This window comes from Listeria sp. LM90SB2, from assembly GCF_028867355.1.
In the GTDB taxonomy this organism is placed as follows: Bacteria; Bacillota; Bacilli; order Lactobacillales; family Listeriaceae; genus Listeria; species Listeria monocytogenes_B.
Window position 1 is genome coordinate 819,829 of record NZ_CP046449.1, and the last position, 20,141, is coordinate 839,969.

Annotated in this window: 15 protein-coding genes; 6 read left to right on the plus strand and 9 right to left on the minus strand. The window is 38.0% G+C overall.

What is annotated here, in order from left to right:
- Positions 1–142 precede the first annotated feature (142 nt).
- From GL301_RS04020 to GL301_RS04045, 6 genes are all read right to left on the minus strand, one after another.
- Positions 143–610, minus strand: coding sequence for an Lmo0779 family protein (locus GL301_RS04020; protein ID WP_003721896.1), 468 nt, complete (start codon positions 608–610; stop codon positions 143–145).
- Between the two features lie 181 nt (positions 611–791).
- A complete protein-coding gene (locus GL301_RS04025) occupies positions 792–1,670 on the minus strand; it encodes a PTS mannose transporter subunit IID (protein ID WP_003721898.1) in 879 nt (292 codons plus the stop codon).
- A gap of 17 nt (positions 1,671–1,687) precedes the next feature.
- Positions 1,688–2,503 carry a PTS mannose/fructose/sorbose transporter subunit IIC gene (locus GL301_RS04030; RefSeq protein WP_003724495.1) on the minus strand — a complete coding sequence of 272 codons (816 nt, stop codon included), beginning with the start codon at positions 2,501–2,503 and terminating at the stop codon, positions 1,688–1,690.
- 174 nt (positions 2,504–2,677) lie between these two features.
- Complete coding sequence (locus GL301_RS04035; protein ID WP_003721900.1) at positions 2,678–3,163, minus strand: mannose/fructose/sorbose PTS transporter subunit IIB; 486 nt, start codon at positions 3,161–3,163, stop codon at positions 2,678–2,680.
- Positions 3,163–3,597 carry a mannose/fructose/sorbose PTS transporter subunit IIA gene (locus tag GL301_RS04040; RefSeq protein WP_070298300.1) on the minus strand — a complete coding sequence of 145 codons (435 nt, stop codon included), beginning with the start codon at positions 3,595–3,597 and terminating at the stop codon, positions 3,163–3,165. The genes GL301_RS04035 and GL301_RS04040 overlap by 1 nt, the downstream gene beginning before the upstream one ends.
- A gap of 287 nt (positions 3,598–3,884) precedes the next feature.
- Positions 3,885–6,701: a sigma-54-dependent transcriptional regulator gene (locus tag GL301_RS04045; protein ID WP_003727163.1), complete on the minus strand. Its 2,817-nt coding sequence runs from the start codon at positions 6,699–6,701 to the stop codon at positions 3,885–3,887.
- A 192-nt stretch (positions 6,702–6,893) separates the two neighbouring features.
- Between GL301_RS04045 and GL301_RS04050 the strand changes: the two genes are divergently transcribed.
- The 4 genes from GL301_RS04050 (at position 6,894) to GL301_RS04065 (ending at position 16,152) form a co-directional block, all read left to right on the plus strand.
- Complete coding sequence (locus tag GL301_RS04050; RefSeq protein ID WP_003727162.1) at positions 6,894–7,529, plus strand: FMN-dependent NADH-azoreductase; 636 nt, start codon at positions 6,894–6,896, stop codon at positions 7,527–7,529.
- Between the two features lie 193 nt (positions 7,530–7,722).
- Positions 7,723–9,099: an amino acid permease gene (locus GL301_RS04055; RefSeq protein ID WP_003727161.1), complete on the plus strand. Its 1,377-nt coding sequence runs from the start codon at positions 7,723–7,725 to the stop codon at positions 9,097–9,099.
- A 264-nt stretch (positions 9,100–9,363) separates the two neighbouring features.
- Entirely contained in the window at positions 9,364–13,794 is a 4,431-nt protein-coding gene (locus GL301_RS04060) for a 2-hydroxyacyl-CoA dehydratase (RefSeq protein WP_070298299.1), read from the plus strand.
- A gap of 177 nt (positions 13,795–13,971) precedes the next feature.
- Positions 13,972–16,152 (plus strand): MucBP domain-containing protein, encoded by a 2,181-nt coding sequence (locus tag GL301_RS04065; RefSeq protein ID WP_010958804.1) that lies wholly within the window; start codon positions 13,972–13,974, stop codon positions 16,150–16,152.
- Between the two features lie 116 nt (positions 16,153–16,268).
- Here the strand turns inward: GL301_RS04065 and GL301_RS04070 are convergent, their stop codons facing one another.
- A complete protein-coding gene (locus GL301_RS04070) occupies positions 16,269–17,117 on the minus strand; it encodes a PhzF family phenazine biosynthesis protein (protein WP_010958805.1) in 849 nt (282 codons plus the stop codon).
- Positions 17,118–17,143: 26 nt separating this feature from the next.
- The gene (gene ybaK / locus GL301_RS04075; RefSeq protein WP_003731239.1) at positions 17,144–17,620 is read right to left on the minus strand and encodes a Cys-tRNA(Pro) deacylase; all 477 of its coding nucleotides are present in this window, start codon (positions 17,618–17,620) and stop codon (positions 17,144–17,146) included.
- Between the two features lie 123 nt (positions 17,621–17,743).
- Between ybaK and GL301_RS04080 the strand changes: the two genes are divergently transcribed.
- On the plus strand, positions 17,744–18,394 hold the full coding sequence (locus tag GL301_RS04080; RefSeq protein WP_003726294.1) for a DUF5105 domain-containing protein: 651 nt from the start codon (positions 17,744–17,746) through the stop codon (positions 18,392–18,394).
- Between the two features lie 105 nt (positions 18,395–18,499).
- Positions 18,500–19,390, plus strand: coding sequence for a carbon-nitrogen hydrolase family protein (locus GL301_RS04085; protein ID WP_003740495.1), 891 nt, complete (start codon positions 18,500–18,502; stop codon positions 19,388–19,390).
- 34 nt (positions 19,391–19,424) lie between these two features.
- On the opposite strand, the gene GL301_RS04090 is transcribed toward GL301_RS04085, so the two are convergent.
- A complete protein-coding gene (locus GL301_RS04090) occupies positions 19,425–20,126 on the minus strand; it encodes a DUF554 domain-containing protein (protein WP_003726296.1) in 702 nt (233 codons plus the stop codon).
- Positions 20,127–20,141: the final 15 nt, after the last annotated feature.

Genomic DNA, 20,141 nt, shown 5'->3' on the forward strand with positions numbered 1-20,141 from the left:
AAATGGAACATATGTAAAAGTATACTGATTGGCATACTTTTCATTTTTAAGAAAAATCATTGATTCTAAATTTAAGTAGAGTGAACATAAAAAAACGCCATGCTTCATTTCCCTAAAAACAGGGAAGTAAGCGTGGCGTTTTTTAGCTATATGTAGTAAATACAGCGAGCATTTTTTCTAAATCTTTCTCGGATCTTGCAAAGAGCATCAAACGCTGGCGATTGGTTTCAATCACGAGCACACCATCCTCAGACAAATTCATCCGTTCGATTTTTGCATAAGGGAAGAATAACAGGGCGTAAAAAAGTCCGGATTCTTTGAAAACAGCTTTCGAACTGCGAAAGAAGCAGATATAGATGAATAACACACCCATAATCCCAAGCAGAACAGAAGTGGAAAATGGTCCTTCACGAAAGAACGTATTGGAAACGAATAACAGAACGATAATTCCAACAAAAATATAACCGTCCCAGCGTCCACGAGAACGCAATTTGACACTTAAAACCGTCTTCCCTTTCCAAAGTGGAATTACTGCATCATTATACAAAATATACAGTACCGTCAAGATGTTTGCCGCAAACAAAAAGATATTAGTAGCATCCCAAACCATTTTAGCTATCACTCACAATCTATCATTGATATAGTTTAGTAATATTGTAACATAATTATGCGGGGAAGAGGGGGAACTGGGTTTGAGGATAATCATTTAGAGAGGCTCTTTCGGCACGATAAGACACAAAAAAGAACCGGAATTTTAATCCCGGTTCTTTTCGAATTATTATAACCACCCATTACCCAAGTGGTGAATAACCAGCTGGTGGAAGTCCTAAGATACCAGACCAGTAACCTAGAATACCAACAACGAATAGTCCTAAAATCAACCATAAAGCATTGACTTTCTTCTTGAGTATCCACATACAAGCGAATGTGAGTAGAAGGGCAAGAAGACCTGGCATTAATTGGTCCAAGATACTTTGAACAGTAGTTGGAACGTCTTTACCAGTTTTAGAGTCTTCTGTTGTATAAGCTACTAGTGGAACATAGATTGTGGTCCATTTATTAACAAGGGCACCCATGACGAATAGTCCAAGAATGGAAGCTCCTTCTGTTAGTTTTTGAAGCAAACCGCCAGACATATCAGATACAACATCTGTACCTTTTGTATATCCGTAGAACACGCCCCAATAACGGAAACCTAAACGAATTGCATTAAATAGTACGAAGAATAAAATTGGTCCGATGATACTACCGTCAGTTGCAAAACCTGCACCTAAAGCGGCAAGTACTGGACGAACTGTTCCCCAGAAAATTGGATCCCCAACGCCGGCAAGTGGTCCCATTAGACCTACTTTAATACCATTGATTGCACCGTCGTCGATATCAGCACCATTGGCTTTTTGTTCTTCCATCGCGGTTGTTACACCTAAGATAGGAGCGGCCATATATGGATGCGTATTAAAGAACTCAAGGTGACGTTTGATAGCTTGTTCTCTTTCAGGTCCTTTTTCAGGATAAAGACGTTTAATTACTGGAATTACTGAGAAACAGAATCCTAGAGATTGCATACGTTCAAAGTTCCACGACCCTTGGAAGAGGTTGGAACGTATGAACACGCCCATTAAGTCACTTTTCGTTATTTTCTTTTCATTAACTGTAATTTGTTCACTCATATTTTTCTCCCCCTTCCTTAGTCGTCAAGGTCGTCGTCGAGATCATCATCCGCTGATCGTCCGCCGCCGCCCCCGCCGTATTGTTGGATAGCTTCTTTCAATTGATATTTAGGGTTTAGTTGGATATAAATGATTGCTGCAACTAGTCCTAAAACACCTAGTGCTACTAAGTTAAACGCAGTAAATGCTGCGACAACAAAACCTAAGAAGAAGAAAGGCATTAAATATTTAGCGGACATCATGTTAATAACCATGGCGTAACCAACAACAACGATAAATCCACCAGCTACGTTTAGACCATTAACAATAACGTCCGGAATGGCATTGAGTAAATTTTCGACTGCTTGTGTACCAACTGTTACCGCAACGATAACGGCTGGAATTGCAATACGCATAGCTTGAAGTAGTAGTGCTGTAACATGTATCCAGTCGAGACTTCGCAGATTACCTTCCTTACCAGCTTTATCAGCCATGTGTTGGAATGCAACTGTAATTGTACGAACTAGAATTGTAAGTACTTGACCAAGAGCAGCTAGAGGAATCGCAAGCGAAATACCTACGCTGATATCTTGTCCCCCAGTAATAACTAAGATAGTAGAAATAATGGATGCAAGGGCAGCATCTGGAGCAACCGCAGCTCCGATATTCATCCATCCAAGCGCGATCATTTCAAGTGTTCCCCCAATAATAATACCAGTTGTAATATCCCCAAGAACAAGACCAATTAACGTACAGGCAATTAATGGACGGTGCGTTTGCCACTCATCCAAAATACTACCCATACCACTAATACAAGATACGAGGAATACAAGGATTAATTGTATTGCTGACATATATTTCCCTCCCAATTTTTCTTTAGAATGATAAAAAAAGATAATTTCATTATGATGACTGAATAAATTAAGCATCTATTACATAAGCTTTTATTCATGAATCACCCCTTTAAAGGTCTTCCTTTAAACGTTTGCATTTTCGGGGCTCTAAAAAACAAGCGAGCCGCGGATGAATTATTTATCTTTATCTAGTAATGGGATAAGTTTGACTTTATTGTCAGAAGCGACTTTACGAATTTCAAGTTCAATTCCTTTTTCATCTAATTTGCGGAATGCTGCTTCATCCGTTTCGTCCACAGACACAGCATTTGTAATCATATGTTTACCTTCGCGGAATGCCATACCACCAATGTTTACAGTTGTAATGTTTACACCTGCTTCTACGAGTGTTAGCACATCGGTAGGGTTAGTGAATAATAGCATGACTGGAGTTGTAGCATATTTAGGGTTGTTGTATACGCGGATACCTTTTTGTACATCCACGACGCTTGCTTTAACTCCTGGAGGTGCTACTTGTGTAAGAAGTGTTTTACGCACTTCATCTTTTGCTACATCGTCACTAATAACGATGATACGTTCTACCTGCGTTTCTTTTGTCCAAACGGTTGCTACTTGACCATGAATTAAGCGATCATCAATACGTGCTAAGCGAATTTCCATTATAAATCGTCCTCCCCGACTTCGGTTTCTATTTTTGGTAATGATTGTTTGAGTGACTTAACGCCACCTGATCCTGCTGTAAGAGCTGTTTCAACTAGATATTTTTGATTACTTGCAGCCCGCATTGAGAGCGTTTCAAGTAACATGGGAATATTGACCCCCGTGACAACATCCATATTGTCTTCTGGAAGGGCGATTTGGCTAGATGCGTTATAAGGACTGCCGCCAAATAAATCAACCATAAAAATAACGCCTTCAGAAGTATCCAATTTGTCTAGTTTTTCTTTGTATTTGGTAATAAGCGTATCAGTGTTTTCTCCAGGAACAAAAGTAATAAATTCTACATTGTCCTGTTTGCCGATAATCATTTCAGTTGATTTCAACAATTCACGCGCAGCTTCACCATGTGTGCCAATGATAATTCCAACTGGCATAGGTATCTCCTCCTTAAGCGTGGATATAATCATCCATTAATACTAACGCAAAAACTGTGCCAACATTTCTGTATTAAACAACCTCCTTTGCTAATAGAAGCGGTTCAAGGCTTTTGTAAGCGTGTACTAACAGAAGCGGCGCGCCTTAATACGCTAGATACGTAGCTTAATACACTAAGTACTAATCTTAGACATACATACATCATTACCCTAAAAGATTAGCCAGAAAACGCAATTGCTGAAAATAAAACAAGCCAACTTATGAAAAAATGTTGGCTTGTTTGTAATTATGAAAGTACTTCTGGTTGGATTTCGTTCAAAATATCATACAAATAACATAGTTCGTCATTCGTCAGTTTTAAGTTCATTTTGTAGATAACTTCTTTATTTGTTTGTTCTAGCGCTTTAAAGATATTTGTTTCAAGCATATCTTTTGGTTCACGGTAAATTAAACCATCATTTAGAACCATACGCTCTAAGGCGCAACCGACATGGATGAGTAGATTGATTTTAAAGGTATTATCAAGTTTGTATCCTAGCTTTTTCTCCAGTACACTAGCAAACGAGCTTAGAATTTCAATCGTTTTCTTCGGATTGAGGTAGGTTAGAAATTCGTTAAGACTTTCTTCGATAATTTCTTTTGCGATGCGACCAGTTTCGCCTTTTTTTACGATAATATTACGTTGCTTCACGAGGCTAACAAGTTGCTCCTCGCCATCAATTCCGAAAAGTCGTTCGAGCGGGATGAAGGGGATTTGGATTTTCGGATCTTGAATACCGACTGCCATCAAAATATCATTTTCTTCTTGTAACTGCTCCAATTTCGTATCCATTTCATGCAAACCAATCGGAATCACTTTAATGGCATCTGTCGTAATGGTATCTAAAATATTTTCGATAAACAGTTGTAATTTTTCTGCAGTACCTTCGCCAGTCGCGCAAATGGTAATGATGGCGTGTGGTTTTTGATTGGAATCAAGTGTATCGTCATCAGAATTATAGCCACCATAACCTCGGAAATCTTTCAGGGAATCGTAAATGCTATCGAGTTCCATGTCGAGAATATTGGATTTTCGAACTGCTTCAATAACAGTTGCGGTGGAGACCATATCAATCGAGCGAACTGGAATGCCAGTACGTTCCGAAATGACCGGAGCAAAACTTGTAAGGGAGCCCATATCGACCAGAAGAAGTAGACCGCGCCCCATATCCATTTCTTTCGCGCGCTCGGTCAATTTATCAAGCACGATTTTCGGACTTTGATCAAGAGGCATATCGATTCCTTCCACGAGTCCTTCACCGAGTAGTTTTTTCGCAACACTAACCATGCTACTCGCTGTATTATTCCCATGCGTTGCGACGAGTACGGCGACACGAGCATTTTCTTGTTCTTTTAAAAGGGAACTAATGAGTAGTGTTAAATACATGACTTCCATATTAGGAACCCGGATGTGGAAAGTAGCCTCAATATCATCCTTAATTTCCCGTGATAATTCATAGGCTTCCGGTTGATCATTGACCACATTTTCGATATTCGTATATTTTAATGGTTTGTTACTTTCAATTCGTTTAATAAAAGAGGTAAGGTGAAGGCTAAATGCAAGCAAGAAACGCTCGTTTAACTTTTTACCAAGCTGATGTTCAATTCGGAGTTCAACACCTTCCGCAAAATTCAGGATCTCTTCATTGACGATTTTTAAGATATTTTCGCGATTGTGGATCGTATTTTTAAACTTATTGTAAAAGCTGTTAAGGTGAATATCGATATCCATCTTGATAAATTTCTTAATATCATCATCTTCCACACCTTGATCCATTAAAATCGATGCTTTGTCTTCAATGATTTTGTAAAGGTTGAAATTCGGCTCATATTCGTCCGATGTAATCAACGTATTATTTAGTTCAGGGAAAATCGTCGTATATGGCTCCAAGTATTCCGCAATTGCTTGAAGTTCCTTGCGACGGTTACTGAAGTGGAAGAAGCCGTCTTTTATATTAATCGGCAACGTTTTAAAATCAATCAAAATCTCTTCATCTTTGTCGAAACTATTAAGGAAACCTTGTGCGCAAACGAGTTGAATGTTGGATTTTAATTGCCCGATGTTTCCATAAGTTGTATTACCAATCAGCGCTTTGGCAGCTTCATCTTCAATACGAATCGGTTTATTAACTCGGTGCGCCTCACTAGAAAGTAAGTATTTTAAAAGTTCCACACGTTCAAACGCCGTACGTTCCTCCAAACTTGGCAGCGTAATAATAATCGGAATACGACGCATAAACGTTTTCAAAAGCGAAGATTCCGGATTTTCGGTAGTAGCACCGATAATTAAAACGTTCGATTTTCGGGTTCGATCCGTTTCGCCAAGTTTATTATACGTACCAGAGTCCATTAAGTAAAAAATCATTTCCTGACCTTCAGGAGGGAGACGGTGAATTTCGTCGAGAAACAAAATTCCACCTTCCGCTTTTTCTACAAGTCCACCTTTGTCATTGTCAGCACCGGTGAAAGCACCTTTAACATGCCCAAAAATGTGCGACATCAAAAGTTGCGGATTATTATAGTAATCGGCGCAATTGAAAATAATAAACGGCGCATCAGCAGGTAGACGTTTGGCATGTTGCGAAAAACGATACATCAAATTAGCGAAAAGTGTCTTACCAACACCAGTTTGTCCGAGAATCATTGTATGTAAACCATTTGGTGGATAGAGTACAGCGGCTTTGGCCTGCTCCACAGGGGTTTTAAGACTGTCATTAACACCAATTAAATCATCAAAAGGGCTTCTTTCAACAATACTTGGTTTGAGCATTTTTAAAAGGGGCTCACAGCTGTCAAACTCCAATTCATTATCAGAAAGTGTACGCCCAATTTCATCTTCTACCGCTTTTTTAGGAAAATAAAGCACTGGTCGGCCAACGATTTTAATGATTTTTCCTTGTCTGTGAAGTTCATTCAATTCCATACTGACATTATTTCTTAAAATAGATAATGTTTCTGAAATAGTACTAGCTGTAAAACCTTCATTCTTCTCTAATTGTTCGCGAATGGTTTTCGTGGAAGGATTTTCTAAAATAAATTCATAAATACGGTCAATACGCTTCATCATAAAACCTCCATTTAGTGTATCGATGCACGATTAGTGTATTATAAACGATTAATACACTCTGGAATTCTGTATTTATCTTAGCATGACTAGTGAAAATGTCAATGTTTATTTACCAAAAATCAAATTGACTAGCTACGCGGATAGTACTATTATATAGAAGGAACAAATAAAATCGATGAGGTGTTCATAATGTCAAAAGTACTATTTATTAAAGCGTCACCACTTCCAAATGAAGTATCAAGAAGTTCGCAAGTTGCCGAAACGTTTATGGCCGAATATAAAGCCAAAAATCCTTCTGATACAGTAGAAGAATTAGTTTTATATAATACAGAAGTACCACTATTAGATTTAGAATTAATGACAGCTGGTAGAGAATTACAAGCTGGCAAAGCTTTCACTGATTTAGCGCCAGATGTACAAAAAAAATTAAATGCTTATAATGCGCTTACGGAACAATTCTTAGCAGCAGACAAATATGTTTTTGTGTTCCCGCTTTGGAACCTTGGAATCCCGCCATTATTAAAAGCTTATATTGATACTTTTGTTATTGCTGGAAAATCTTTCCGTTATACTGAGCACGGTCCAGAAGCACTTTTAAAAGATAAAAAAGCAATCTTAATCCATGGTAGTGGAGGTATTTATTCTGCTGGGCCAACAAGTTCATTTACTCACGGAGAACCTTATTTACGTACTATTTTACAATTTATCGGTATTAACGTTGTACCATCAATCTTTGTAGAAGGAATTGATCACAATCCGAGCAAAGAAGCGGAAATCGTTGCAGCTGCTAAAGCGGTAGCGCAGGAAAGTGCTGCAGAATTCTAAAAAGTTTGTGAAAAAATTATTTCTTGCTAATGATATTAAGACAGTATTATCAACTGTCTAGACCAATAAAAACACATAAAAAGATTGCTAATCCCTTTATAAATTGGTAAAGTAGAGAAGTAGATTGATCGATAAAGTGCTGAATTAACTCGGCACTTTATTCTTTTTAATTACTCGAAAGGGATGAATTTGGATGGAAGAGCAAAAAGAAGAATTGCAAAGAGGGCTGAAAAATAGACACATTCAGTTAATCGCGATTGGCGGAGCAATTGGTACAGGGCTTTTTCTAGGAGCAGGGAAGTCAATTCATTTAGCCGGACCTTCTATCATGTTAGTTTACTTAATTATTGGGGCTATTTTATTCTTTGTTATGAGAGCTTTGGGTGAATTATTAATACATAATCCAACAACAGGATCTTTTACAGAATTCGCAGAGCAATTTATTGGACCATGGGCTGGCTTTATTACTGGTTGGACATATTGGTTCTGCTGGATTGTGACAGGTATTGCAGAAATTACAGCAGTTGGCATGTACGTAAAATTTTGGGTGCCAGACTTACCGCAATGGATTCCAGCACTTGCATGTGTTTTGATACTTCTATTGTTTAACTTAGCAACTGTTAAAGCTTTTGGTGAAATCGAATTTTGGTTTGCGATTATTAAAGTGGTTGTTATTATTGCCTTAATTGTTATTGGATTTGTACTCGTATTTATTGGTTACAAACATGGCACAAGTACAGCTTCATTTTCTAATTTAGTAGATTATGGTGGCTTTTTCCCGAATGGAATTGCCGGGTTCTTGCTAGCATTCCAAATGGCGACATTTTCTTTTGTTGGAATTGAGCTTGTTGGGGTTACTGCAGGAGAAGCGGATGATCCAGAGCGCACACTTCCAAAAGCCATTAATAATATTCCGATTCGGATTTTAATCTTTTATATTGGTGCGCTACTCGTATTAATGTCGATTTATCCGTGGAGCAATATTGATCCAAACACAAGCCCATTCGTAAGCGTCTTTACGATGATTGGGATTCCTGCAGCTGCCGGTATTATTAACTTTGTGGTGTTAACGGCTGCTATGTCTTCTTGTAATAGTGGGATTTTCAGTACAAGCCGGATGCTTTATACTCTTTCTGCAGAAGGAAAAGCACCGAAAAAAATGCATCATTTGAGCTCTAATGGTGTTCCAGCAACAGCGTTAATCACATCTACAGCATGTTTACTTATTGGTGTGTTTTTAAATTATTTCTTACCAGAACAAGTATTTATTTTAGTAACAAGTATCGCGACGATTTGCTTTATCTGGGTTTGGGGCGTTATTTTAGTGGCGCATTTACGTTTTCGTCATAAACATCCAGAAATCGCAGAAAAAAGTAAATTCAAAATGCCATTATCTCCTTTAATGAACTGGGTTAGCTTAATTTTCTTCGGAGGATTACTAGTTATCCTCGGTTTTGCAGCAGATACAAGAATCGCACTTTTCGTCACACCAGTATGGTTCTTGATTTTAGGTATCGCTTATCAAGTTTTAAAAGCTTCCAACCGAAAGACAAAAATTCGCCATAATTAATAACTGAGCAAGCATTCGCTAAATGGAGCTATTTTAGGGAATGCTTGCTTTTTTTCGGCATGAAAATGCTCCGCGAAATTCTTTACAAATGAAAAAAATCGTGTAGAATGAGAGGTGTTTAGAGCATTTTGTCGTATTTTCGCATATCGAGTGAGTACTCACTCATTTTTAGAAATAACTATTTATGTGAAGCAACGTACAAATGACAGATAATATGTGAAGTTACATACATATTAAGTAGTGCGTAATGAAAGGGATGAGAAAATGATTCATGCAGGGTTAGATGTGGGATCAACAACAGCAAAGGCCGTAGCACTTAATGACCAGGGGGATATTTTATTTCAAACCTACAGAAGACATTATTCAGACATTAAAAAAGTTACATTAGAAATCATGCAGGATATGCAAAAAAAATGTGGCATGACAGAAATGACATTCAAAATTACGGGATCATCCGGATTAGCGATTTCTAAATTCTTGAATGTACCTTTTGTGCAGGAAGTAATTGCTTGTACGGAAGCAGTGGAGCAAGTAATTCCAGAGACAGACGTAGTAATCGAGCTGGGCGGGGAAGATGCGAAGATTATTTATTTCAGTGGTGGGATTGAGCAACGAATGAATAATGCCTGCGCGGGTGGAACGGGTGCTTTTATTGACCAAATCGCGACACTGCTTCAAACAGATCCAACAGGTTTAAACGAACTGGCACAAAATGCGAATACGATTTATCCGATTGCTTCCAGATGTGGCGTGTTCGCCAAAACAGATGTGCAACCACTACTTAATGAAGGGGCTAGAAAAGAAGATATTGCCGCTTCAATTTTCCAAAGTGTGGTGACACAAACGATTAGTGGGCTTGCTTGTGGACGTCCAATCCGCGGAAAAGTAGCGTTTCTTGGAGGACCACTTACTTTCCTTGATCAATTGCGCTATCGTTTTACAGAAACATTGAAGATGAAAGATAGTGATATTATTGCGCCTCAAAACGCGGAATATTTTATTGCACTTGGAACAGCTTTTACTGGATTAAATGATGTACCTTTAAAAGTAGATGATATGATTTACCGCCTTTCCAATATGGATATGACCACGATGGCGACGGATACGGTCATTTTACCAGCACTTTTTGAAAAGCAAGAAGACTTAGAAGCTTTTCGTGCGCGTCATAATCAAATGAAAGCCAAACGAGCAAAACTGGAAGATTATGAAGGGGATGCTTATTTAGGCATTGATGCAGGATCAACTACGACCAAATTAATCTTAATGAGCCAAACCAATGAAATTCTTTACTCGTTTTATTCTAGTAATAATGGGAATCCGCTTCAATCAGTTATTGACGCAACGAGTGATTTATATGAAATTTTACCGGAAAAAGTTCGAGTTGCGCAGTCTGGAATTACAGGCTACGGCGAGTCGCTTATTAAAGCCGCACTAAAAATTGATGTTGGCGAAATTGAAACAGTGGCGCATTATCGTGCTGCTCGTGAATTTTTACCGGATGTTGATTTTATTTTAGACATTGGTGGACAAGATATGAAATGTATGAAAATTAAAAAAGGCGCACTGGATAGCTTGATGCTTAATGAAGCTTGCTCGGCCGGGTGTGGTTCGTTTCTTGAAACATTTGCGCAAACACTTAATTTATCCATTGAAGAGTTTGCGGCTCGGGCGCTGGAAGCAAAAGCACCTGTAGACCTAGGTTCACGTTGTACCGTTTTCATGAATTCCAAAGTGAAACAAGTGCAAAAAGAAGGTGTGAGCATGGAAGATTTATCTGCGGGTCTTGCTTATTCAGTCGTAAAAAACGCGTTACAAAAAGTAATCAAACTCCGCAGTCCGAAAGACATTGGTGAAAAAGTAATCGTTCAAGGTGGAACTTTTTACAACGAATCAGTCTTGCGTGCCTTTGAACTGTTAACTGGACGTGAAGTAGTTCGACCGGATATCGCCGGAATGATGGGAGCATACGGGGCCGCTTTAATTGCCCGCGAACATTACGAAACTGGCGAAGTAACGGAGATGCTCGTATTAGAAAAATTACGTGAATTTAGCGCGGAAACTTCGCAGTCGCGCTGTAACCTTTGTAGTAACACATGTCAGCTTACAGTGACAAGATTTGGCGATGACCGGATGTTTGTTAGTGGAAATCGTTGTGAACGCGGGGAACGTGTCGAAACGAAGCGTAATTTACTGCCCAATTTATATGCGTATAAACTAAAACGTACCTTTGATTACAAATCGCTGAAAAAATCAGAAGCAACTAGAGGGACCATTGGTATTCCACGCGCATTGAACGTTTTTGAAAATTATCCACTATGGCATACGATTTTAACGAACTTAGGTTTCCGAGTGGTTTTATCATCGAAATCATCCAAAAACCTATACGACAAAGGTATCGAAACGATTGCCTCCGAAGCAGTTTGTTTCCCAGCCAAATTAACACACGGTCATATTATGGATTTAATCAAGAAAAAAGCAGATCGCATTTTCTATCCATCTGTCGTTTACGAAAAACCGGAATTCGGTGAAGCAACGAATAACTTTAACTGTCCTGTTGTGGCTGGTTACCCAGAAGTTATTCGTGTCAATGTGGATGCTTTGGAAGAGAAAAATATTCCAATGATCAGTCCGTTTTTAACTTTAGATAATGAAAAAGCATTAATCGAACAAATGAGTCTCGCTTTCCCGGAAGTCCCAGCCGCGGATATGGAAAAAGCAGTCCAAGCAGGGCTAGAGGAAGCAGAACTTTGCCGTAAAGACATTCAAGCAGAAGGCGAAGCGGCACTTACTTACATTAAGAAAAACAAAATCAAAGGGATTGTTCTTGCAGGGCATCCATACCATATTGATCCAGAGGTAAACCACGGAATTCCAGAACTCATTACAATGAACGGCATGGCGGTTCTTACCGAAGATTCGATTTCTCATCTTGGAGAAATCGACCATAAACTTCGGGTTGAAAATCAGTGGAAATATCACGCAAGACTGTATCGTGCAGCCAGCTTTACTGCTAAAAGTGAAGATTTAGAATTTGTGCAATTGACGTCATTTGGTTGTGGGCTTGATGCAATTACGACGGATATGTGCCAAGAAATCATTGAAGGTCATAATAAAGTATATACACTACTTAAAATCGATGAAATCAATAACCTTGGTGCCGCACGTATCCGCGTTCGTTCGTTAAAAGCAGCAATGGAAGAACGTGAGAAAAACAACGTGAAACCAGGGATTATGCCGAAACCAAAAGAACGTCCATTATTTACAAAGGAAATGAAGAAAACGTATACTATTTTAGCGCCACAGCTAGCTCCGACCCATTTTGAAATGTTAGAAGCAGCTTGTAAAGTGGGCGGTTATAACTTGGAAGTATTACCAGCAGTTACACCACGCGCAGTGGATGAGGGCTTACGTTACGTCAATAACGATGCTTGTTATCCAGCAATTTTAACGATTGGACAAATGATGGATGCGCTGAAACACGGCGATTATGATGTAAATAATTTAGCGGTATTGATGACGCAAACAGGTGGTGGATGTCGGGCTACCAACTATATTTCGATGCTGAAAAAAGCTCTCGGAGAAGCTGGCCTAGATCATATCCCAGTTATTTCGCTTAATGCCAACGGTTTAGAAAAACAACCAGGCTTTAAAATGACGCCAAAAGTTCTTGTTCGTTTCCTAGCCGGAATTAGCTTAGGAGATGCGCTCGACCGGATGCTTTATCATACTAGACCATATGAAGTGGAACCAGGGAGCGCGAATAAAATGTTCCGTCATTATCTCGATGCTGGTCGTGCGTTAATGGAAAATTACTCTTTTGGAGCATATAAAAAATTAGCAAATGAAATGGTTCGCGCCTTTGACAACTTACCAATAACAAATGAAGTGAAGCCTAGAGTTGGTGTCGTTGGAGAAATTCTCGTGAAATTCCATCCCGGTGCTAATAACAATATTGTTGATGTTATTGAAGACGAAGGCGGAGAAGCGGTTGTTCCCGATTTAACAGATTTCATTTTATATTGCTGTTATGACGATCACTTTGCAGCCAATACATTTGGTCGTTCCAAAGTAAAATCATTCGCGAAACAAAGCGTTGCCATTCCACTTATTAATCAATTCCGCAAACCAGTAACTGATGCGCTGAAGAAAAGTGAACGCTTTGAAGCACCGGCGAGTATCGAATCTATCGCTGAAAAAGCGAGTCAATTACTATCACTCGGAAATAAAATGGGTGAGGGCTGGTTCTTAACAGGGGAAATGTTTGAATTACTCGATAGTAATGTACCAAATATCGCTTGCTTACAACCATTTGCTTGCTTGCCAAACCATATTACTGGTCGAGGCATGATTAAAGGGCTTAAAAAAATGTATCCAGAAGCTAACATCATGTCCATTGACTACGATGCCGGCTCAAGCTCTGTGAACCAACTAAATCGAATCAAATTAATGCTCTCCATCGCAAGAAAACAACTAGAAACGACAGAAGTAATCACCGAGAAAGAAACAAACACACGATTCAACCCAAGAGAAAAAATCCTTGGTAAAGCAAAACAAGTACGAGAAAGCGCCCCAGTCGAAATGATTGGAAACAAAGTAAAACAAGCGCGGGATGCAGACCCAGTTGGCGCGATAGCTCAGAAAGTGAAACATGTTGCATCATCAAGTAGCGAGCACGTCCAAACGGATAATGATTAATGTAAAGCCACCTATAAAATAGGTGGCTTTTTTAGATAAAATTCACAAAAATGACACGAAATAGAACTATATCCGCAATAATAGTATTTTTGTTAATACATTGGCTTGTTGTTTTGTATATTATAATTATTCTAAATCAAGTTGCTAAAATACAAGATACAAGGAGTGCTATATTTTTTGAAAAAATTTGTTTTAATTTTTATTTGTTTTCTCACGCTAACAACCATTGTCCCTTGGAATACGCTCGAAACGAAGGCGGCATCCACTTCTTGGCTTGAACAAGAATTAGATGGTAATGAAGCCTTTATCACTGAAACAGAAAGAGTCTTGTCAAAAAATCGTGAAGATATTACACTCGCAGATTTAGAAACAATACAAGAATTAGATATTTATGGTGATGCTTCATCAATACCCGACAAAATTTCTGATTATAAGAATCTCAATACTTTACTTGCCCTTAATGGAACGATTTCAGAAATTCCAACTAGTATCACTAAACTAACAAAACTAACAAGAATCAACGTAGACAATAATAATTTTCAAGAATTTCCGATGATTCTATTACAGATGCCTTCTCTAAGTTCTATTGAGATAAATAGAAATAAAATTAAAGAGATTCCTTCAGAAATAACCACATTATCCCCTCATTTAGGATCGCTGGATGTACGCTATAATGAGCTAATTACGCTTCCGGATAATATCTTCACTACTGAGTGGGAAAGTAAGCTCTCATTACTAACTACAGGAAATCAATTAGTTTCTGACATTCCTGCTGATTGGTTAGATAATTTTAATCAAGCAGATAACATGCTCGAATTTTACAACAATCCACCAAATGATTATCATCAAAAACAAGACCAGCTAACGTATAGTGGAGCAAGAATTGAAGTCCCATTAAATACAGATCTAAAAACATTAACTCCTGATAAAACAAAACTGGGCTTAAAATCAGGCAGAACGTTATTTGAACAACATGAATTTATGTATTATGATGACGGGACCTCTAATAACATTCTAACTAATGGCGTTGCTACTGCCACAGGAAATGGCTATATAACAATCAAAAGTACTTTATCAACCAATTCCAACCCTTTTGCAAAAGTACGAGTTCCTATCACAGTAACGCCCCCAGTAAAAGGAGGAGATGTTACCGTTCAATATAAAGACACAACTGGAGTAGTGTTAGCAGACTCCATTACTTTATCCGGAAATGTGGGCGAAAATTATACGACAACAGCTAAAACAATTGACGGCTATTCTTTAACAACTACACCAACCAATTCTAATGGAACTTTTTCAACAAACCCACAAACTGTCACATATACTTATAAAAAAGACCCTATAGCGCAACCAGTTACTGTTAATTATATTGATACAGATGGAAAAACAATTGCTCCCACTGAAACATTAAGCGGAAATGTGGGCGAAAATTATACGACAACAGCTAAAACAATTGACGGCTATTCTTTAACAACTACACCTGCCAATGCTAATGGAACTTTTTCAACAAACCCACAAACTGTCACATATACTTACACAAAAGATCCTATAGCGCAACCAGTTACTGTTAATTATATCGATACAGATGGAAAAACAATTGCTCCTTCTGAAACCTTAACCGGAAATATTAGTGAAAACTATACGACAACAGCTAAAACAATTGACGGCTATTCTTTAACAACTACACCTGCCAATGCCAAGGGGACTTTTTCGACAGAACCTCAAATAATTAATTATATCTATGCGAAAAACGCTGAGACAGCCCAACCTATTACCGTTAATTATAGAAACTCTACAGGTCAAAAAATCGCGAAAAGTGAGGTTTTAACTGGTAATATCGGAGAATCTTACTCAACTCAACCGAAAACAATTGCTGGTTACACACTCACAACAATACCTCCAAATGCAAAAGGAACCTTTACAACAAATGCGCAAACAGTAACTTATATGTATACGCCGATTGCTATTTCCGCCTTACCAGTGACAGTGAACTATTTAGATGAAAATGGTAAAGAAATTGCTGACTCTGTAGTTCTAAATGGTCGTGTGGGAGAGGCTTATAATACACTAGCTAAAGAAATAGATGGCTACACGTTGATAAAAACTCCTACAAATGCTAATGGTGTGTTTTCGGCGGAAGCACAATCAATCGATTATATCTACCGTAAAAATAAACCAGTAGTAATAGTAAATCCACCAATCAAAAACCCGATTATTAAAATAGATTCTAGTACCAACGTAATAAAAGAAGAAACGTCTGTCTTACCAAAAACTGGCGATTCCAATCCATACAATGACTTTTTGGCAGGAATTCTACTACTATCTTCAGCGATGTTTCTTTGGAAAAATCATAAATAAAAACCGAAAAGACACCTTTCTTTTCGGCTGAGATTGTAGGCGAAGTATAAAAATACTTTGCCTACAGTTTTTTTATTATAATGAAATGAAGTGAAGTGGAATATATTTACCATGAGTTACTCCATGCTTAAATCCTGCATCTCACAGTAATATCCTTTACCGCCCACATACACTTTCTCTATTTCGTCTTTATTACTTATGACTAGATTAACGAAGATTTCGGAAGGCGAGTGCAAAGAATAGCCCTGTTCAAATACATAATTTTCTTTTCGTAAGTAGTGATTTTTATAAAGATAACAGGCCAAAGCACCATTAGAGGTCCCAGTCGCAGCTTCTTCATTAATGTCAAATAGAGGAGCAAAATTCCGACAAATAATTCGGTCAGCATTAAAAGTATACAGGTGCATTCCGACCACTTCATAATGCTTACTGACTTTTTTAACCTCTTCAAAATTCGGCTCTAGGGCATATAAATCTGCTTCACTTTTAATTGGAATTAATATATCTTTTAAACCAGTTGACACAATTTGAATAGGGTAGTTAGTATTTAGTAAATTTAAGCTAAAACAACCTGTTAATTTATTGGGGGGAATTGTATCATAAAAAGTTGGTTGATTTTGTTCCATGAAGATAGTGCCATCTTTTATCGTAATCGTCAGTACACCGCTATTTGTTTCAATTGTATACTGGCTCTTATGAATTTTATTTAAATGCATCAAAATCGCAAAAGTGCCGATTGTCGCATGACCACATAAATCGACTTCTTCTTTCGGAGTAAAATATTCTAATTTATAATCAGCACAGTTAGATTCAGTTAGGAAAGCAGTTTCCGCATAGCCTAATTGTTTTGCAATGGCCATTTTTTGAGCAGTGGCGAGTGTTGGTTCGTTCAATACGACACCCGCCTTATTTCCACCTTTATTATTCTTACTAAATGCACTTGCAACATAAACAGATAAATTCATAAAAATAAAACTCCCTTGTAAAAACTTTATTCTTCCGTAATCATCGCAAACTCCGCACGTACTACTTTTTTCAAATCAGTAGGGGCTAGTTCGATTTGTAATCCTCTTTTTCCAGCCGAAATCAGTATAGTATCAAGCGATTCAGCGCTGTTATCAATAAACGTTGGAAATAATTTCTTCATTCCAATCGGCGAACATCCACCGCGAATATAGCCAGTCAGCTTCTCTAACGTATCAACCGCAATCAATTCACATTTTTTATTACCGCTAATCTTTGCCAAATGTTTTAAATGCAAAGTCTTATCGGCAGGAATGCACGCGACAATATTTCCTGTTTTGTCACCAGTCAGGACTAATGTTTTAAAAATCTGTGCGGGATTATTCCCTGTTTCTGCCGCAACATGAAGCGCATCAAGGGAATCCTCGCTCCAGGCATACTCACGTAATTCATAGTTTACCTTCTGTTTATCTAAAATCCGACACGCATTTGTCTTTTTATTCAAGTCTTTCACCTCAATTAATTCAGAAATATGTATAATTTATGACACTTTTTGTGAAATAGTTGGCTTTTCCCTTTTCATTCTGTACAATGAAGTGGAATTCAAATAAGAAAGGGAGATTTACTAATGAAAAAAGGGTTATTTAGTATGGTTCTTGTGCTAGCAATGGTACTTGTATTAAGTGCATGTGGCGCATCAAGGGTAGAACCAAAAAAAGCAGGAGAAATCACAGTTAATGCCGTAGTTTACAACAAAGATACGGATAAAGTAAAAGATGTATATGGTGAAGATGGTTCTAAATTCGAAAAAGAATTTGAAACTAGTTTTAAAGAAAGCTTTATCAGTACATTTACAGCAAGCTTTTCTAGTGATGTAAACTTAGACAAACAAGTGGATGAGTTTTATGATGCACTTCGCAAACAAGTAAACGAAAAAACTTCGTATACTACTAAAGTAACAAATGACGACAAAGAAAGTCCAGAAATTCAATTCGCTGTTAAAGGGCTTGATATGAAAGGCGTTCAAACAGAATTAGTTGAAGAATTAACAAAAGCAGCAACAGCTGATCCATCTCTTGCAACAGATGATCAAAAAATGGCTGAAAAAACAATGGAAATCTATACGAAAGCTGTTCAAAATGCAGATGCAGTATCTGAGGCTAAAACAGTTACACTTAAATTAAAAGCAGATCCAGATGACGATTCTTTGTGGAAAATGGAAAATGACATGGCATTCATGCAAGAATTAACAACAGCATTCTTTATGGGCGGCATGTAAGCTTTTATATGGCAAAACACCAATAACTTTCGGGTTGTTGGTGTTTTTTTGTTTCCAAGAATAAATGTTATAATAACATAAAGATTTACTAATGGGAGGCGCTATATGAATACTATAAAAATCGCATTAATCCAACAAAAAGCAGTACCAAATAATAAGGAAGCCAATTTGAAATTAGCCATTAAATATATAAAAGAAGCGCATGAAAAAGGAGCAGATTTAGTACTTTTCCCTGAGATGTGGTCAAATGGTTATGCGCCACCTTTTGAAGATGCTTTTAATCATCCACTAGCTACTGATTTTGATAATGAAAGAACCAAGTGGTTAAATGAAGCTATCACAGAAGACAGTGCGTATTTTTTGACACTGAAAGAACTTGCCAAAGAGTTGAAGATTGGGATTTGCGCTACGTATTTGTCTAAAACGGAACAAAAACCACAAAATACTGCTATTATTATTGACCGAAAAGGAGAAATAATTTTAGACTATGCCAAAGTCCATACGTGTGATTTTTCTTTAGAAATATTACTACAAAGTGGCGAGGAATTTAAAGTTTGTGAGTTTGATGGTATTAAGCTGGGGGTCATGATTTGCTATGACCGCGAGTTTCCAGAAAGTGCCAGAGTTCTCATGTTAAAAGGGGCAGAAATTATCCTCGTTCCAAATGCTTGTGATATGAATCCAGCCAGACTTAATCAACTAAATTCTCGTGCTTTTGAAAACATGGTTGGCGTAGCGATGGCAAACTATCCTGGCGAAAAATGGGGCAGATCCACTGCTTTTTCCCCGATAGTTTTTGATGAAAATGGGGATTACCGCGATAATACGATTATTGAAACAGACGACGTTTCAGAAGGTATTTTTATTGCTGAATTTAATTTAGACGAGATTCGAACTTACCGGGAAAATGAAACGTGGGGAAATGCCTACCGAAAACCGCAAACATATACAGATTTAATAAGTTTAGATGTAGAAGCGCCATTTAAACGAAATTAAAAAAACAGAGATGAGCGATTCTCTGTTTTTTCTTTTAAAAATAATAAAGCCCGGTAACAATCAGCGCAACGACTAAAATCCCCGGAACAAGATTCGCGACCCGAATCTTGGTTAAACCAAGCAAGTTTAGACCAATTGCCAAAATCATAATCCCGCCTGTAGCCGTTAATTCCTTTATAATTAGTGCCATCAGGTCTGCCGGAACGAATTGATTAATCTGGGTTGCGAATAACGCGATAATGCCTTCAAAGAGAAACACTGGAATCGCAGAAAGCATAACGCCCCAACCAAGTGTCGTACTAAGAAGTAGGGCGATAAATCCATCCATCACCGATTTCGTATAAAGTACATCATGATTGCCGCGAATGCCGCTATCAAGCGCACCAATAATCCCCATCGCACCAATCACAAAAATAAGTGTAGCTGTCACAAAGCCTTTTGAAACATTACTTTTTCCCTTGGCACCGACTTTACGTTCAATCCAGTGCCCGAGTTGATTCAGATGGTAATCTATATTAAGCCATTCCCCAATAACGGCTCCAAAACAAATACTTAAAATGACAATAAGCGAGTTGCTCGTTTTAAATGCCATTTGAATGCCAAGGACGATAACGGATAAACCCATCCCTTTCATGACCGTGTCTTTCATACGTTCAGGGATATTATGTAATTTCATGCCAATAACAGAGCCAATCAAAATCCCAAGCCCATTCACTAGCGCACCAAGTAGAACCATTTTCTTCCTCCCTTT

What these genes read in the sequence shown, in the direction of transcription:
- GL301_RS04020 (WP_003721896.1), bottom strand. Translation starts at nt 610, where the DNA reads ATGGTTTGGGATGCTACTAATATCTTTTTGTTTGCGGCAAACATCTTG.
- GL301_RS04060 (WP_070298299.1), top strand. Translation starts at nt 9,364, where the DNA reads ATGATTCATGCAGGGTTAGATGTGGGATCAACAACAGCAAAGGCCGTA.
- GL301_RS04040 (WP_070298300.1), bottom strand. Translation starts at nt 3,597, where the DNA reads ATGCCAGTTGGAATTATCATTGGCACACATGGTGAAGCTGCGCGTGAA.
- GL301_RS04055 (WP_003727161.1), top strand. Translation starts at nt 7,723, where the DNA reads ATGGAAGAGCAAAAAGAAGAATTGCAAAGAGGGCTGAAAAATAGACAC.
- GL301_RS04035 (WP_003721900.1), bottom strand. Translation starts at nt 3,163, where the DNA reads ATGGAAATTCGCTTAGCACGTATTGATGATCGCTTAATTCATGGTCAA.
- GL301_RS04050 (WP_003727162.1), top strand. Translation starts at nt 6,894, where the DNA reads ATGTCAAAAGTACTATTTATTAAAGCGTCACCACTTCCAAATGAAGTA.
- GL301_RS04090 (WP_003726296.1), bottom strand. Translation starts at nt 20,126, where the DNA reads ATGGTTCTACTTGGTGCGCTAGTGAATGGGCTTGGGATTTTGATTGGC.
- GL301_RS04085 (WP_003740495.1), top strand. Translation starts at nt 18,500, where the DNA reads ATGAATACTATAAAAATCGCATTAATCCAACAAAAAGCAGTACCAAAT.
- GL301_RS04070 (WP_010958805.1), bottom strand. Translation starts at nt 17,117, where the DNA reads ATGAATTTATCTGTTTATGTTGCAAGTGCATTTAGTAAGAATAATAAA.
- GL301_RS04045 (WP_003727163.1), bottom strand. Translation starts at nt 6,701, where the DNA reads ATGAAGCGTATTGACCGTATTTATGAATTTATTTTAGAAAATCCTTCC.
- GL301_RS04030 (WP_003724495.1), bottom strand. Translation starts at nt 2,503, where the DNA reads ATGTCAGCAATACAATTAATCCTTGTATTCCTCGTATCTTGTATTAGT.
- GL301_RS04080 (WP_003726294.1), top strand. Translation starts at nt 17,744, where the DNA reads ATGAAAAAAGGGTTATTTAGTATGGTTCTTGTGCTAGCAATGGTACTT.
- GL301_RS04025 (WP_003721898.1), bottom strand. Translation starts at nt 1,670, where the DNA reads ATGAGTGAACAAATTACAGTTAATGAAAAGAAAATAACGAAAAGTGAC.